Source organism: Litorisediminicola beolgyonensis, assembly GCF_042679605.1.
GTDB classification, from domain to species: domain Bacteria; phylum Pseudomonadota; class Alphaproteobacteria; order Rhodobacterales; family Rhodobacteraceae; genus Litorisediminicola; species Litorisediminicola beolgyonensis.
This window is the reverse complement of record NZ_JBHTMU010000032.1, coordinates 1-15,160: the sequence shown is the minus strand read 5'-3', so window position 1 is coordinate 15,160 and position 15,160 is coordinate 1. Positions and strand designations below refer to the sequence as shown.

Sequence of the window (15,160 nt, the reverse complement as noted above, 5' to 3'; positions counted from 1 at the left end):
GTGCTCGGATCGCCCTATCGTGGGAGGAGGTAAGAGCGCCGTTGCTCTTGGAGTTGATCTAAGCCCCGGCGGCGCGCGCTTCGCAAGACCGCGTTTGAATTTTTCCGCAGCGCAGCATCGCGGCGCACGGGACTGCCCGGAAATTGGTCAGTTCTGCGCGTCGGGATCAAAAACGCGGCCATCGAAGAACCGGTTTTCGCCCAGGATCAGCCGTCCGTTCACCGCCGCGACGGCGGTGCCGTCGGCGATTCCGCCCTCGACCTTCTCGGAGGCGCCGGGAAGAATCGCCCCGACATCGGCCAGGTGGCGACGGTAGAGATCGGTTCGGAAGACGGATTTCGCGGCCCGGATCGCGGCGCTTTTCTCAAGCCCGAGCCGCCCCGCCATCTGCGCGCCGATCCACGCCGCCTGGCTGCGCCACGGAAAGGTGGCCGCACCCGCGTGATATTCGATGAAGCCCGGGCAGTCGCGCGCCTCGCCCCGCCCGTTGACCACCAGACGCCCCGTGAAGGCGCGGTCGATGATGTCGGGCGCAAGATCGAGATAGGGCTCGCGGGCCAGAAGCTCGGCCGCCGTTGTGTTGGCCCCGCCGGTCCCGAGCCAGTGCCCCGCCTTCCAGATCGCCCGCATCAGGCGGCCTGTCAGGTCGGGGTTCTCCTCGGCCCAGCCGGTCCGCACCGCCAGGACCTTTTCAGGGGCAAAGCTCCAGATCGCGCGGCCGGGCAGCAGGATGGTCCCTGCCCCGCTCTCCACCGATTTCGACCCCCAGGGCTCGCCCACGCAAAAGGCGTCGATCTCGCCTTCGGCCAGCGCCTCGGCCATGAGCGGCGGCGGGACGGTGCGGATCGTGAGCCCCTGCGGCGCGGGCAGACCCGAGGCCGACAGCCAATAATAGAGAAGCTCGGCATGCATCGAGAACGGAAACGGCACGCCGATGCGCAAATCGCTACCCGAGGCCGCGATCAGCGCCCGCGCGGCGGCCGCCGCATCGCTGAAGGCAAAAGGGTCGGCTGCGTCCCGCACGCGCTCTGCCAAGGCGGTGCTCGTGCCGATGACGGTGCCGTTGACCGACATCACCATCAGCGCCGAGATCGCCGAGGCCACCCCGCCGATCCCCAGAGCCATCGCCACCGGCACCGGCGACAGCAGATGCGCCGCCTCGACCGCGCCGAAGGCCAGCATGTCGCGCAGCGACGACCAGGACGGCGCCCGCACCAGGTCGAGCTTCAGGCCCTCTTCTCGGGCGAAGCCCATTTCCTCTGCCGCGATGAGCGGCGCGGCATCGGTGAGCGGGATGAACGCGACGGACAGATGCGTCAGCGTCATGACAGCAGATCCGCCGCGGTCACCAGCGCCGCCGCGACGTCGCGGATCTTCTTGCCCTGGTCCATCGCCGCCTTGCGCAGAAGCGCGTAGGCCTCGTCCTCGCTGATCCCGCGGGCCTTCATCAACAGACCCTTGGCGCGGTCGATGATCTTGCGCTCCTCGAGCGCGCGCTTGGTCTCGGCCAGCTCGTCGCGCATCCGGCGGAACATGTTGAAGCGCGCGACCGCGGCAGAGATCACCGGCCGGATCCGCTCGGGCCGGAGATCGCCCACCACATAGGCCGACACCCCCGCCTCGATCGCGGCCTTGGTCAGCGTCTCGCCGCTCTTGTCGACGAAGACCGCGACCGGCCGGTCGAGCGGCGAGGTCGCCAGCGTCAGCTCCTCGATCATGTCGCGGGTCGGGCTGGTCAGATCGACGATCACAAGGTCCGGCGCGATGTCGAGAATGCGCCGCGCCACGCTCGACACCTCGGAAATCACGTGGATGTCGTTGTCCCCCGCCTCGCGCAGGCTGTCGACGATCATGATGGCGCGATCACGATCCGGCTCGACGACGATGATCGACAGTTTCTCAGACATGTGCCGAAGATGCGGAGTTTTCGCGGCTGCGGCAATTCCATTCTGCGCCGCAGCGACGGAGCGCCGCGGATGGCGGGCTTTGCCGGTTCTGAAACGCCACTGTCCGCCCTGAATTTGGGCGGCGCATGCGAACAGTAACGGCAGAGACAGCGCCGTCTCGGGCCTGATCAGCGGATGGTCGCCCCTTTGGACTGCCTTTCGGCAGTCGCCTCGGCGCGCCCCGCCCTCAGACCAGCGCCAGCACCGGGCGCGTCGGCGGCACACAGGGCCGGGACGCGATGTCCCGCCCGATCCGGATCGCGGCCTTGCGCGTCGCCACCCTGGCGGCACGCGGTCCGAAGGCCTGTTCGGCCCGGTGCGTCCGGAGCCGCGGCACCTTGGCGAAGAGCCCCTCGCGATCCGGCGCGCTCAGCGCCCCGACGGCCTGCGGCCCGGGATAGAAGCTTTCGGTCTGCGCGCCCTCGGCAAAGATCACCTCGTGGCAATCGAAAAGCAGGTGGAAATAGCTCACCTTCTTGCAGCCCGCCGCCACGCGCGCGAGCGGCGTCGAGGTCAGATGCGTCGCGCGCAGGAACAGAGGCTCGCCGTCCTCATCCTCGATCAGCATGCAATGCTGCGGCGAGACCCAGAGATCGCGGGTCGCGCCGAAACTGCCCTTGCGCAGCAGGACCGGGCAGCGTCGGGGATTGCTCTCCAGATCGGCGCGCTGGTAGACGGTCCGGCTGATCCAGCGGATCGGCTGCGGTCCATGATCGCGCGTCTCGACCAGATCGCCCTCGCGCAGGTCCTCGACCGCGCGCTCGCCCTCCGGGGTCCGGATCCGCGTCCCCCGCACCAGGCAGGCGACCATGGTGTTCTCGGCGGTATAGGACGAGTTGTTGGCCGAGGCGCTGGTGAAGGTCAGGCTGCCGGTGCCGAAGCTCGCATTGTCGGAGTAATCGACCGCCCGGCCCCCGAGCGTCGTCGTGTTCGACTGGTTGAGGATGCCGTCATCGGCCTGGTCGGCATGGATCTCCCAGACATTGTCATAGAAGGCCGAGAGGTCGATGCGGTCGTTGTTGGTGGCGTTGCCGTCGCTGATCGTGCCGGTATTGCCGAAGTTGAAATCGGTGATCGTGTCGTTGCCGTCGCCGGCCACGTAGACGAACAGGTCGTTCCCGTCGCCGCCGGTGACCAGATCGTCACCCTCGTTGCCGCGCAGCGTGTCGTCGCCCGTGCCGCCATCGATGGTGTCGTTGCCCTGGCCGGACAGGATCTGGTCGTTGCCGTCGCCGCCCGAGATCAGGTCGGCCTCGGTGCCGGTATCTACGAGCAGGTCGTCCCCGGTGCCGCCCTCGATCGTGTCGACCCCGGCGCCGCCGTCGATCGTGTCGTTGCCCGCGTCACCGCGGAGCGAGTCGTTTCCGGCGCGGCCCTGGATCGAGTCGTTGCCTTCGCCGCCGACGACCGTGTCCGCCCCGCCACCGGCAACGAGCGTGTCGTTGCCGATGCCGCCGTCGATGTAATCCGCGCCCGATCCGCCGGTGATCGTGTCGTTGCCCTCGAGACCGTAGAGCACGGTCCCCGAGGTCGTCGAGGAGGCATTGAACGTGTCGCCATAGCTCGTGCCGGTGATGGCCTCGATCTGGCTGAAATTGCCGAAACCTGCGGTGCCGTCGAAATCGTAATTGCCCGCCTCGTTTCCGGTGAAATTGACCGTGACACCCTGCGTGGCCGACCAGGTGCTGAACGCGATGATGTCGAAATCGGTGCCGCCCTCGCCGCCATAGATCTCGTCATATTCGTGGTCGTCGGTGATCGTGAACGTGTCCGAACCGTCACCGCCATAAAGCGTGTCCGACCCGAAATGCCCCGCGAGCACGTCGTCGCCCGTGCCGCCGTAGATGGTGTCGTTGCCGCCGCCGCCGATGATGGTGTCGTTGCCATCCTCGCCGTAGATCAGGTCGTTGCCGTTGTCGGTTCCGCCGTAACTCCCGATCGAGTCGTTGCCGGTGCCGCCATAGACGGTGTCGTTGCCGTCGCCGGTGAAGATCGTGTCGTTCCCGGCGCCGCCCACCAGCACGTCGTTGGTGCCGTTGCCGACGAGGCTGTCGGCGCCGTCATGGCCGATCACGAGATCGGCGATCCCGTCATTCGTGCCCTGCAGCGTGTCGTTGCCGTCGGTGCCGAGAACGAGCTCGTAGGTGGTGCCGTTGAAGATCGCCCGCTCGACACCGATCAGGCGGTCGGTGCCGTCGCGATCGGCGACCGTGTCGACGACGATCAGCTCGCCGCTCGGCCCGTAGTCGAAGACGTATTCGCCCGGAGCGCCCTTGAAGATGACCGTGTCGGTCCCGGCGCCGCCGGTGATCGTGTCGTTGCCCTTGCCCGCGATGATCGTGTCGTTGCCGCCACCCGCGTTGATCGTGTCATTGCCGGCGCCGCCATCGATGACATCGGCACCCGAGGTGATCGAATCACCGTTGGAGTCGGTATAGCCGACCCCCATCGAGTCGTTGCCGGTCGTGCCATCGACCGCTTCGAGGAAGTTCCCCGCGACCCGGTCGGCGCCCATGTCGCCGCTGTTGATCTCGACCGAGTTCAGCGACAGCGTCTGGATCGGCTTCGCGGTCAGCGCCGCCTGATCGGCGTTGTTGGTGATCTCCGGCGCGAGGTAGGTCTTGCCGGTCACGTCTTGGAAAATCACCGCGGTGATGGTCGCGGTCGTGCCGTCGATATAGGTGATCGTCGCGTTGTAAGTGACGACAACATCGAAGTTTTGTGCGGCTCCCCCGTCGATCCGGAAGGAGTCGTATCCGCCGCCGTTATCGGTGTCGTAGGTGTTGTTGTCGTCTTCGGTGAGACGTTCGGGGGTCAGGTCGTGGACGTGATTGTAGAGACCGTCCGACCACGATCCGTAGGTTCCGAGGATCGCGTTCGGGTTCTCGGCAAACTCGTTGCCCTGGGTCGTATCGATGATACTGAGTTGACCCAGGTAGATGACTTCGAAATTTGTCGCCACGTCTCTCGCCTTACTCGCTACGTCGAAACACGCCCGCGATCCGAGGGCGTCTCTAACGGCATGAGTACAAAGACAATCTGGCGATCATGCGGCGCATTACGGCTATTTCTGCAAAAGCGCATCTTCGACTTGTTTTCTTCGAGCCGCCGGGATGCGACCCTCGAAATGGGCCACGGTACACAGTCGGAACTGTCCATCCTCTAGCGTAAGCGCGATGTGATCCCCAAAAACTCGCCGGGTTTTGGAGGGGGTCGTCCCATCAAAGCCGGCGACACTCCAAGAGGGCCAACCGTCGCAGCCAGAGCCGAATGTATGCAGCGTCGGACCGATCCATCAATGTTCCGGCCTGTCGCCGACTGACGACTATGTGGAGCCAGTCGCCCGCCCTCTTCGATACCGACTAAAAAGACCGGGCGCTTGAAGCGCCCGGCCTTCCTCTCTCGGAGAGAGATCAGCCGACGAGGCCGCCGTCGTCGCGCCAGACCGCGATCACGGTCGAGCGCGGCAGGCCCTCGCCGTCGGGGAAGGAGCCGCCCGGGTGCTGGATGCCGACGAACATCGTCTTGCGGTCCGTCGACCAGCAGAGCCCGGTGACCTCCGACCCGTTCGGTCCGGTCAGGAAGCGCTCGATCTGGCCGGTGGCCGGGTCGCCCGCGAGCATCTGGTTGTTGCCCTGGCCTTCGAACTCGCCCTCGTTGCTGTCATCCCCGTCGGTCTGGATCCACAGAAGCCCCGAGCTGTCGAACATCATCCCGTCGGGCGAGTTGAACATGTTGCCCTCGGTGACATTGGACGAGCCCTTGTAGGCGCCCTCGCCCACAACCGGGTTCCCGGCCATGACGTAGAGATCCCAGCGGAACGCATCCATCGCGTGATCGTCATTGGCCGGGAACCAGCGCACGATCTGGCCGTAATTGTTGACCTCTCGCGGGTTCGGACCGTTGACCGAGGTGTCGTCGCCCCCGGCATTGGGCTTCACGCCGCGGTTCTTGTTGTTGGTGAGCGACGCGTAGCCCTCGGCGGCGATCGGGTTCACCTGGACCCATTCCGGCCGGTCCATCGTCGTGCCGCCCACGGCCGAGGCCGCCATGCGGGTGAAGATCAGGATCTCGGCGGCGTCCATGCCGGTGGTCTCGGGCGTCAGCGCCAGCCATTCGCCCGTCCCGTCGGGATGGAACTTGGCGACAAAGAGCTCGCCATCGTCCAGAAGGTGATCGGTGTCGCCGCCGGGGCTGTAGACGCCATTCGAGCGGTACTTGTAGAGATACTCGCCCCGCTCGTCGTCGCCCATATAGACCACCACGCGGCCATCGGGCGCGAGCGTCACGGCGGCGTTCTCGTGCTTGATGCGGCCAAGCGCGGTGCGCTTGACCGGGGTCGAGGTCGGATCGGAGGGATCGATCTCGGTCACCCAGCCCTGCCGGCGCGGCTCGGCGGGGTTCTTCGAGACGTCGAAGCGGGCGTCGAACTTGTGATATTCGTAGCCCCAGCCCTCGTGGCCGATGCCGTAGCGGGCGTAATCCTCGGGCAGCTCGGCCTCGGGATCGGTGGAGCCGAAATAACCGTTGAAGTTCTCTTCGCAGGTCAGATACGTGCCCCAAGGCGTCGGACCGGAGCCGCAATTGTTCATCGTGCCCATCGGCGCAATGCCTTCGGGATCGGCCTCGGTCTGGAGCAGCGCGTGCCCCGCGGCGGGACCGGCAAAGCGCATCGGCGTGTTGTGGTCGATCCGGCGGTTGAAGGGCGAGTCGACCACCACCTCATAGCCACCGCCGTCCTTGGGCGCGACTTCCATCACCGTCACGCCCTGGATGCGCTGAAGCATCAGCACGTCGTCGGCGCTCTGCGGCACGCCCTCGGATTGCGGCAGGTTGGTCTTGAGATTGGCATACTCGCTGTTGACCGCGATCACCTCGTGGCCATCGATCGAATAGAGCCACATCCCGTCGGTGTTCTCGCCGAAGACATGCTGGGCGGTCTCGGCATCGTGGCCGGTCTCGGGGTCGAACGCGCCCGCGCTCGAGGTCAGCGGATCGCCCCAGCGCACCACCGGCGCCCAGCTGTAGCCCTCGGGCACATGCACGGTGGCGTCGGTGAAGATCGGGATCGGCGTGAAGGCGAAGCGCGAGGCCGCCTGCGCCTCGGCCGAGGTCGAGGACAGGAGCGTGCCCGCCCCCATCACCGCCGCGCCCGAGCCGAAGGCGAGGACGCCGCCGAGGAAGCCGCGCCGCGAGATCGCCTCGTCGACGACCGCGTCGAAATCGCAGGCATCGGGGCGCGGGTTGTTCAGTTCGTCCCAATCATCTGCGGACAGGTCGCGTGGATCGATATCTTTCATCTGGTCCCTCCCGAGGACTGTTTCGGCCACGGCCCTGTCGGTCGGCCGGGCGAGAGTGAAATGCGGGCCCGATACAGGCCCGCGGTGAGCGTGACACCGACAGGTACACCCCGCCGAATGAAAGGAGCATGACGCTCGGCGCGACAGCGCGAAAAAATCTACGAGTTAAATAAATTCAAAGGCTTGCCGGGCAGACCGAAGATCCGGGCGCGCGCCCGGACCCGGCTCCGCCGAGACCGCTGCAATGGTGTGAAGATCGCCTCCCCTCGATCCCGCCCAGCATAACACAGGACGCCCCCGGCCCCTCAGTCAAAACGCAGGTGGAAATGCTGGGGATGTGGCGTACCGCCCGTGTCGATCTGGCCCGCCGCCCCCTCGGCCCGACGCAGACCCGGACGCGCGATCAGCGGCCTCAGGATCGCCGGGATCAGCGCCTTGTTGATCGCCGCGCCAAAGCAGCTGTGCATGCCGTAGCCCCAGATGATGTACTCCTCCCAGGGCCGGTCGGTGCGAAACCGCGTCGGCTGGGCGATCCGCGTGCGGTCGAACAGCGCCGACTGCGTCGCGGCAAAGACGATCTGGCCCTTGCGCACCTGAACCGCCCGCAAGGTCGAACGCGCGATCACCGTGTCGCGCGTGGCGCGCCGGTAGATGATCGGGCTGTGCGGGTTGAAGCGCAGCGCCTCCCAGAGGAACTGCTCGAAGACCGGATCGCATTCGCGCGCGGCCCGATGCGCCCGCGCCAGGACCTCGGGCCGCCGCAAGAGCTCGTCGAGCGCCAGGCAGCAGGCCTTCGAGATGGTCGGGATCGCCCCGATCAGGATCCCCAGAAGATTGTTGCGGATGCCGAGATCGTCCATCCCGGGTGTCTCCGCCCTTTGCAGCGCAAGACAGCGGTCGAGGATGGTCTCACCCCGCTGCCCGCTTGCTTTCCGTTCGGCGACAGCCCGGTCGAGCGTGTCGCGCAGACCCGCCGCATGGGCCATCGCGCGCGCCTCCAGGTCGGGATCGGCGGGCAGGTCCTCGAAGAGGTACCAGAAGAGCTCGGTCGTCCAGCGCTGCATCTCGTCGGGCCTGCCGCCGACGCCGAAATAGCGCTCGGTCATGTCCCAGGGAACATGCCGCGACAGCGCCGGGACCAGGTCGATCTCGCCCTCCGCCTCGGCGACGATCCGCTCCGACAGCGACGCGGCGCGCGGCAGGACGGTCTCGGCGACATCGGTGCGCCGCGCCGCGAGGCGCATGGCCGAGGTGTCGCGCGTATAGGGCCAGCCCGGCTGCATCCCGAGAAAGAAGTTGGCCCCGTCCGTCAGCTTGCGCATCCGCGGCCCGTAGACCACCTCGAACTCCGCGTCGCGGCTCAGCACATCGAGGCAATCGGCATGGCGGGTCACCACCGCCGTGCCGGTGTTCTCGTAGGCCTTCATCACCTGCGCCTTGAGCGACAGGTTCGGCCAGAACGCCCGCAGCACCGCGTAGACCCGGGACTGCGCCTGCGCGTCCGTGACAAACGGCAGAAGCGCCGCGCGCCCGCCCGAGGCGAAGACGGAGGCGCCTTTCACCAGAAGCCATCCCAGCGCGACCAAGCCTTCGATCAGAACGGCGATCAGCCGCCCGACCGCCGCGAAGGCCTCGCTCACCCGCGCCAGCATCGCCGGCCCCTCATGTCGGATCGACGATGCCCATCGCGATCATCCGTAGCGCGATCATCGAAGGCACGAAGAAATACTCGCCGCCGCGGCACTCCACGAAGGTCCTGAGCTTGGTCATCATGTAGGGCGGCTTGCCCGAGGACGGGTCCGACGGGATCATGTGCCGCCTGTGGCGGTCGTGACGCCCGAGCATCGGGCAGGTGTTGTTGCCCTGGTGGAAATCGAGCCCGTACTGAATCCATTGCTGCTGGACGAACTCGAACTGGCGGAAAAGGTCGACGCCGAGGATCATCATGATCACGCCCTGCTCGGTCTCGTCGTCGCGATGCTCGAAATCGGGCGGACCGTAGGGCAGACCTCGCCGCAGGACGCGGCGGCGCTTGTTCAGCGCATGGTTGGCCTTGGGGTTCTTGGGCTGCACCCCGGTCTTGGGATCGACGCCGAAAGCGTTGAGCGGATCGAGGTAATCACGCGTGTTCACCCGCCGGATATGCGCGCCGCCCGGGCATTTGAACCCGGCCATGTCGTCGCCATAGCGGAAATCCGAGGCCGCGGGCGTGCGGATATATTCGATGTTCTTCGCCCAGGCGACAGGCTCTTTGAGGAAGCGCCCGGTCTCGTCCAGCCAGCCGCCCGCGTGACCGAAGGCCACCCAGCCGTCGAAATCCGGGATCACCGCCACCGGGACGCCGTCCGACCAGCGGCCGCACATCTTGGCCATCAGCGTCTCACGCGCCTCGAAGAGATCGACCTTCATGATCGCGGCAAAGCGCTCGGCCTCCTCATCCAGCACCGCGTTGAAGCTGCCGACATTCTCATGAAGCTTGCGATAGGCCATGAAGGTGCCGTTCTGCATGAACTCGGGCGGCATCGCGGTGGGCGGCAGCTCCTGGCTCTCGCCGGTATGCCCGAAGAGGAACTCTCCCGGCTCCAGGGGCTCCCAGCCCTTGCCCATTCGCTTGCCGCGCCCGATCACGGCGGTCTTCTCGCTCGCTTCGGGATACTGGCCCCGAAACACCGGATCGCCGATCCCGTCGGTGAAGCCGAAATGCTCGCGCGCCGTGGGCAGGGTCAGCCCGCCGAATTCGCCGAACACCGCCGAGGCGTCCTGGAACGCGGCCTCGCCCGAGCGGCCGTTCTCCTCGATCAGCACCAGCCCGTCATTGCAGAGCCCGCGAAGCCACTCGGTCCGGGTCTCGAGCGCGGGGTGCGGCACCTTCATCCGGGCGAGGAACTCGGGGCTCCTCGGATCTGCATCGCCGGTGTCCGACTGCGCGTTCAGCGTCACGAGGATATGGACATCCTTGCCGCCCGCGAGCCCCGGCTTGCGATTGCCCCGCCAGATCGGATCCCAGTCGCGGTCCCAGCCGGGGTCGTCCTCCTCGGTCTTGCCCGGATCGCGGTCGCCCAGCATCGACGCCCGCGCCCGCATCCCCGAGGCAAAGACCTCGGGCATGCCCTGAAGCGTGCGGTTCGGCACCTCGAGCCAGTAGAGCCCCATGAAGGTGAAGGCGATGTTGACCGTGCAGTCCGGCTTGTCGGCCTCCTCGGGCCAGCGCGCCGAGGTCGTCACCTCCCGGCGCACCGCGTCGACAAAGGCCCGGCCCGCGGCGGGGTCGCGGATCTGGAAGAAGAAATACCGCGCGAAGGGAAAAGAGAAGCGCCCATAGGCGCGGGTCACGTTGCCCTGGATGTCATGCAGGTTGAGCCGATAGGTCATGATCCCGCCTCCTCACACACGCGCTTGCGGCTGCGGCGCCGCCGACGAGATCACCCCCGGCCGCTGCGTCGGCTGGGCGACATCGCCCGGCGCGTGCCGCGCGATGAAGTCGCCGAAGGCGGCGTGCAGGCGCTCGGGGCTCTCGCCCTGGTGGTCGGCCACGAAATCGGCGAAAGCCTGCTGGGTGTAGAGCGCCTTCAGGACGGTTCTCAGGTCGTCATGCCTGCCCGGAGCCAGGGGCTTGGCCCCGTTGGCGTTGGCGTAGCGCACGGCACCGATGAACGCCGCCACCGTCGCCACGATGCCGACGACGGCGATCAGAAGCGTGCTCAACCCCCAAAGTGACCCCATCCCGAAAAGCGCCAGGACCAGCGCCAGAACCGCCACCGCCGCAGGCACCGCCACGACACCTATCAGGAGCTTCAGCGGCAGGTCGTTGAACTTGGGCAGCTCCAGGTAATAGTCGTGATAGGGCATCGTCGTCTCGACATGGCAGCGCTCCAGATAGGCACCGAACTCCGCCGCGCTGGTGACGCTCTCGAAGCCATGACAATTGCCGAAGATCGCCTCGATCTCCTCGCCCATCGTGTCCCAGAGCAGCCGCGCATAGGAGAGCCGCGCCCGCTTCTGCCGCTCCGGCGACAGCGTCGCGGGCAGCGGGTCGCCGTCCTCCTCGACCGCGTCGATATCGGCGGTGAAGACGAGATAGGCCGAATTCAACCGATCCACGTGCTCGGGGTCGATGGTGTTGACGCCCCGCACCGTCGCCACCAGCACGTCCTGCCGGTTGCGGCCATTGCTGACCACGTCGTCGAGCACGAACATCCGCGCGAAATGGGTGCGGGTGTTGCGGGCGAAGGGCGCCGCATATTTGGTCTTCTGCGTCGCGGGCGACTGGTGCGCGGGCGGCAGCCGCGCCAGCTCGATCCGCACCTTCTGGCGATACGAGACGTCATCCTTGGGCCCGCCCGCCTTGATCGGGATAAGATAAGTGAGAAACAGGTGTCCGCTGTCGAAATCGGCCATGCTACGCCCCCTTCTCGCTTGCGAAGCGCTGCTGCGCCGCCGCGATGAAGGCCAGTCGGTTCACGTCCGCGCGCTCGGTATCGAGGCTCGCGACCGGACCGAAGCCCGGATCGCCGAGATCGGTCTGCACCTTCAGGAACGCCGCGTCGAAGGCCCGGGCAAAGGCTTCCGCATCGCCCGCCTTGTGCGCCTCGGTCAGGTCGAGCACCGCGTCATAGACCTTGAGCGCCGATTTCACGTCGCGCTGCGCCGAGCCGGGCGTGGCGTTGTAATAGTAGTCGGTGCCGATCTGGTTGTAGGTGATGTAGGTCTTGAACGGCGTGATCGGGATCGAGAGCGGGTATTTCGTCGCCGAGTACCAAAAGAGGTTCAGCCCGTTCGGAATCCCGTCCGAGAAGGCGTCGATATACTGGTCCCAGGTCCCGTTGAAGTTCGAGCAGAAGAGCATGTAATCGCTCTCCATCGTCTCCTTGCCCTGCCCCAGATCGGGCCACTGGTCGCGCTTTATGATGACCCAGCGCGCGAAATGGATGAGCGAGAGGCCCAGAAGCCCCATCAGGTTCGACGGCAGCCCGCGCGCCGCCATGAAGAGCAATCTGTTGATCCAGGTGAGCCGGGGATGGCTGGGGGTCACCACGTTCATCGCATAGGCTTTTCCGGCGACGTTCGACATGCGCGCGCTCCAATGACTTCCATAAAAAAATATCCGTGCGCTGAGTGGGCGCACGCTATGGCTGTATGAGGCCGGAAAAGACCCGGCCCTGTCAAAGGATAATTTCCGCTAGGTCACCCGACCCGCGGGTTCCCGCGCGCGCTGGTCAGACGCACGGCAGTTCCGCGCGCCGCCAGTTCGAAAGGTCGCAATGCGCGGCGCTCGGGCGCCCCTGCACGCGCCTCAGACGCCTGAAGTTAACGGCGCCCGGACATTCGCTATTCTCGGATGATGAAAACCGAGCAATGCGCCCGGCGCGTGACCCGCGCCGCCGTCGAGCCGAGGAAATAGTCCCGCGCCGAGGGCGCATGCGAGCCGACGATGATCAGGTCCGCGCCCTCACGCTCGGCATGGCCCACGATCTGCACGCCCGCCTTGCCCTTCGCGACCGCGACGGACACGTCCGGCGCATCGCCCGCGAAACTCGCGACCTTGTCGCGCACCTTCGTGGTCAGGTGGTTGGCGTCGCGCATCTCGACGAACTCGGCCACGAACCCGGGCACGTCCTCGAGCACGGTCAGAAGCGTGATCCTGCCGCCCGGGGCAAGAAGCCCGCGCGCCATCTCGAGCTTTGCGGGCACCAGCGCCTCGTGATCGAGCGCCACGGCGATAACGATATGATCGAACTTGCCCATCCGGGCCTCCCGCTCTCTCAGGTGGTGGACGGCATGTAGGCGAGCGCGATGGCCACCAGTGCCGCAAGAAACAGCGTTTCGGTCACGATCAGAAGCGCCGCGCCCGACCCGACCTTCAGAACCTCGCCGGGTTGCGTCTTGACCCCCACCGCCGCGATCGCGGTCAGAAGGCACCAGGACGACAGGTTCGATCCGGCTTTGGTCACGGCCTCCGGCGCCAGCCCCGAGGCCGAGAGCACCGCGAGCGCCAGGAACCCCATGACGAAGACCGGGACGATGGGCGGACGGGTGCCGCCCATCTCGGCCTCGCTGGCGTAGCTGCGCACGACGAGCGCCGCGAGCGCGACCACGGGCGCCAGCATCACCACGCGCAGGAGCTTGACCAGCGTCGCGGTGTCCCCGGCCTCGACCGAGATCGAGTAGCCCGCGCCCACGACCTGCGCCACGTCATGCACCGTCGCGCCGATGAAGATGCCCGCCTCGCGGTCGTTCAGCCCCATGAGGTCGGTGAGGATCGGGTAGATGATCATCGCCACCGTCGACAGCACCGTCACGCCGACCACGGTAAAGACCAGCCGGTCCTCGGATTTCTCGTCCCGCGGCAGGATCGCCGCGATGGCCAGCGCCGCCGACGCCCCGCAGATCGCCACCGAGCCCGCCGAGAGAAAGGCGAAGCGGTAGCGGAAGCCGAAGAAGCGCGACACCGACAGGCCGAAGAGGATCGTCAGCACCACCCCCGCCACGATCAGCCCCACGACCATCGCGCCGAGGCCCGTGACCAGCTCGAGCGTGATCCTCAGCCCCAGAAGCGCCACCCCGAAGCGCAAAAGCGTGCGCGAGGCAAAGGCGATCCCCGGCCCGACCTTGGGCTCTGCGGCGAGGAAGTTGAGCGCGATCCCGAAGAGAAGCGCCAGGAGCATCGCGGGCGCGCCGTAATGCTCGGAGACGAAGCGGCTCGCCAGCGCCACCAGAAGCGCCACGAGAAGGCCCGGAAAGAGACGTCGCAGCGTGTCGAGCGTGTCGGTCATCGCGTCAGTCTCCCACACCGGCCAAGCGCCGGATCTGTGTCAGGTATGGCTCGGACAGGACCAGCCCGTCGCGCTCGGCCTCTGCCCGCGTCGCATCGCGACGCGCCCCCGGCAGCCGCGCGCCCTCTTCGGCCAGAAGCAGCGCGAAGAGCCGCTCCAGCCGCGCGCCGAATGCCGCCGGATCGGGCGGACGGATCGCGATCAGCGTCTGCCCGGTGCCCGGCGGAGGCCCCTCGGCGTCGAAGAACGAGCTCGCCTCGCGCGACAGGCTGGCGCCTGGCAGGACCGCGGCGAGGATCTCGACCATCAGCGCGAGGACCGTGCCCTTGGCGCCGCCGATGGGCAGCATCGAGCCCGCGAGCGCCGCCTCTGGATCGGTCGTCGGAGCGCCGTCGCGGTCGAGCGCCCAGTCCGCGGGGATCGGCTGGCCGGTCTTCCTGGCGTTCATCACCTTGCCGCGCGCAACCCGCGACAGCGACAGATCGGCGACGAAAGTGGAGCCGTCGGGCCGCGGCGCGGCGAAGGCGATGGGGTTGGTGCCGTAAAGCGGCGTCTTCGCGCCCCAGGGCGCGATGGCGGCAGGGGCGTTGGCGACCATGATCCCGAGGCACCCGGCCCGCGCGATCCGGTCCACCTGCACCGACAACGCCCCGCAATGATGCGAGCGCGCCACCGCCACGACCGCCGATCCGTGTTCCTGGGCGATCTCTGCCGCAAGCGCGGTGGCGCGGTCGAGCGCCGGATAGGCGAAGCCGTATCCCGCATCGACGGTCGCGACCGTGGTCGCCGACCGCGTGACCGCGATCCCGGCCCCGGCCCGCACCTTGCCCGAGCGCACCTGCGCCACGTAATCGGCGACCCGGCTGAACCCGTGCCCCGATTGCCCCTCGGCGTCCGCCGCGACCAGCGCGCGCGCCACCGAGGCCGCAACCGCGCCGGGCACGCCTGCGCCCGCGAATGCGGCCGCAAGCAGCCGCTCGGCCTCGCCCAGGGAAAGTCTCATCGTGTCGGTCATGCTGCCGCCCACAAGGACGGGCGGCCCCGAAGGGCCGCCCGCGTTCCGGTCACGCGCTCCGGTAGAGCTTGGTCATGGAGAACTCGCGGTGGCCCAAGGCCTCTGCGGCGGTGTTGCGGCCGTTGG

The 15,160-nt window shown here is 67.2% G+C and carries 11 protein-coding genes; all 11 read right to left on the bottom strand.

Annotated elements, in window-relative coordinates; all coding sequences use genetic code 11:
- Positions 1-147: 147 nt before the first annotated feature.
- The gene (locus ACFQ4E_RS15510) at positions 148-1,326 is read right to left on the bottom strand and encodes an ABC transporter substrate-binding protein (protein ID WP_386805126.1); all 1,179 of its coding nucleotides are present in this window, start codon (positions 1,324-1,326) and stop codon (positions 148-150) included.
- Positions 1,323-1,907: an ANTAR domain-containing response regulator gene (locus ACFQ4E_RS15505; RefSeq protein WP_386805124.1), complete on the bottom strand. Its 585-nt coding sequence runs from the start codon at positions 1,905-1,907 to the stop codon at positions 1,323-1,325. Before ACFQ4E_RS15505 ends, ACFQ4E_RS15510 begins: the two co-directional genes overlap by 4 nt.
- Positions 1,908-2,133: 226 nt before the next feature.
- Complete coding sequence (locus ACFQ4E_RS15500) at positions 2,134-4,908, bottom strand: Hint domain-containing protein (protein ID WP_386805122.1); 2,775 nt, start codon at positions 4,906-4,908, stop codon at positions 2,134-2,136.
- 451 nt (positions 4,909-5,359) lie between these two features.
- Positions 5,360-7,246 (bottom strand): PhoX family protein, encoded by a 1,887-nt coding sequence (locus ACFQ4E_RS15495; RefSeq protein WP_386805120.1) that lies wholly within the window; start codon positions 7,244-7,246, stop codon positions 5,360-5,362.
- 305 nt (positions 7,247-7,551) lie between these two features.
- Entirely contained in the window at positions 7,552-8,898 is a 1,347-nt protein-coding gene (locus tag ACFQ4E_RS15490) for a cytochrome P450 (RefSeq protein WP_386805119.1), read from the bottom strand.
- A 10-nt stretch (positions 8,899-8,908) separates the two neighbouring features.
- Positions 8,909-10,618: a Dyp-type peroxidase gene (locus ACFQ4E_RS15485; protein ID WP_386805118.1), complete on the bottom strand. Its 1,710-nt coding sequence runs from the start codon at positions 10,616-10,618 to the stop codon at positions 8,909-8,911.
- 12 nt (positions 10,619-10,630) lie between these two features.
- On the bottom strand, positions 10,631-11,644 hold the full coding sequence (locus ACFQ4E_RS15480) for a hypothetical protein (protein WP_386805116.1): 1,014 nt from the start codon (positions 11,642-11,644) through the stop codon (positions 10,631-10,633).
- A gap of 1 nt (position 11,645) precedes the next feature.
- Positions 11,646-12,317 carry a hypothetical protein gene (locus tag ACFQ4E_RS15475; RefSeq protein WP_386805114.1) on the bottom strand — a complete coding sequence of 224 codons (672 nt, stop codon included), beginning with the start codon at positions 12,315-12,317 and terminating at the stop codon, positions 11,646-11,648.
- Positions 12,318-12,574: 257 nt separating this feature from the next.
- On the bottom strand, positions 12,575-12,991 hold the full coding sequence (locus tag ACFQ4E_RS15470) for a universal stress protein (protein WP_386805113.1): 417 nt from the start codon (positions 12,989-12,991) through the stop codon (positions 12,575-12,577).
- A 17-nt stretch (positions 12,992-13,008) separates the two neighbouring features.
- Complete coding sequence (locus ACFQ4E_RS15465; protein WP_386805111.1) at positions 13,009-14,019, bottom strand: YeiH family protein; 1,011 nt, start codon at positions 14,017-14,019, stop codon at positions 13,009-13,011.
- Positions 14,020-14,023: 4 nt separating this feature from the next.
- Positions 14,024-15,022 (bottom strand): Ldh family oxidoreductase, encoded by a 999-nt coding sequence (locus tag ACFQ4E_RS15460; protein ID WP_386805109.1) that lies wholly within the window; start codon positions 15,020-15,022, stop codon positions 14,024-14,026.
- Positions 15,023-15,160 lie beyond the last annotated feature (138 nt).

Excerpts from the sequence above, each read along its gene's own strand:
- ACFQ4E_RS15510 (WP_386805126.1), bottom strand. The coding sequence starts at position 1,326 with ATGACGCTGACGCATCTGTCCGTCGCGTTCATCCCGCTCACCGATGCC.
- ACFQ4E_RS15505 (WP_386805124.1), bottom strand. The coding sequence starts at position 1,907 with ATGTCTGAGAAACTGTCGATCATCGTCGTCGAGCCGGATCGTGATCGC.
- ACFQ4E_RS15495 (WP_386805120.1), bottom strand. The coding sequence starts at position 7,246 with ATGAAAGATATCGATCCACGCGACCTGTCCGCAGATGATTGGGACGAA.
- ACFQ4E_RS15490 (WP_386805119.1), bottom strand. The coding sequence starts at position 8,898 with ATGCTGGCGCGGGTGAGCGAGGCCTTCGCGGCGGTCGGGCGGCTGATC.
- ACFQ4E_RS15485 (WP_386805118.1), bottom strand. The coding sequence starts at position 10,618 with ATGACCTATCGGCTCAACCTGCATGACATCCAGGGCAACGTGACCCGC.
- ACFQ4E_RS15480 (WP_386805116.1), bottom strand. The coding sequence starts at position 11,644 with ATGGCCGATTTCGACAGCGGACACCTGTTTCTCACTTATCTTATCCCG.
- ACFQ4E_RS15475 (WP_386805114.1), bottom strand. The coding sequence starts at position 12,317 with ATGTCGAACGTCGCCGGAAAAGCCTATGCGATGAACGTGGTGACCCCC.
- ACFQ4E_RS15470 (WP_386805113.1), bottom strand. The coding sequence starts at position 12,991 with ATGGGCAAGTTCGATCATATCGTTATCGCCGTGGCGCTCGATCACGAG.
- ACFQ4E_RS15465 (WP_386805111.1), bottom strand. The coding sequence starts at position 14,019 with ATGACCGACACGCTCGACACGCTGCGACGTCTCTTTCCGGGCCTTCTC.
- ACFQ4E_RS15460 (WP_386805109.1), bottom strand. The coding sequence starts at position 15,022 with ATGAGACTTTCCCTGGGCGAGGCCGAGCGGCTGCTTGCGGCCGCATTC.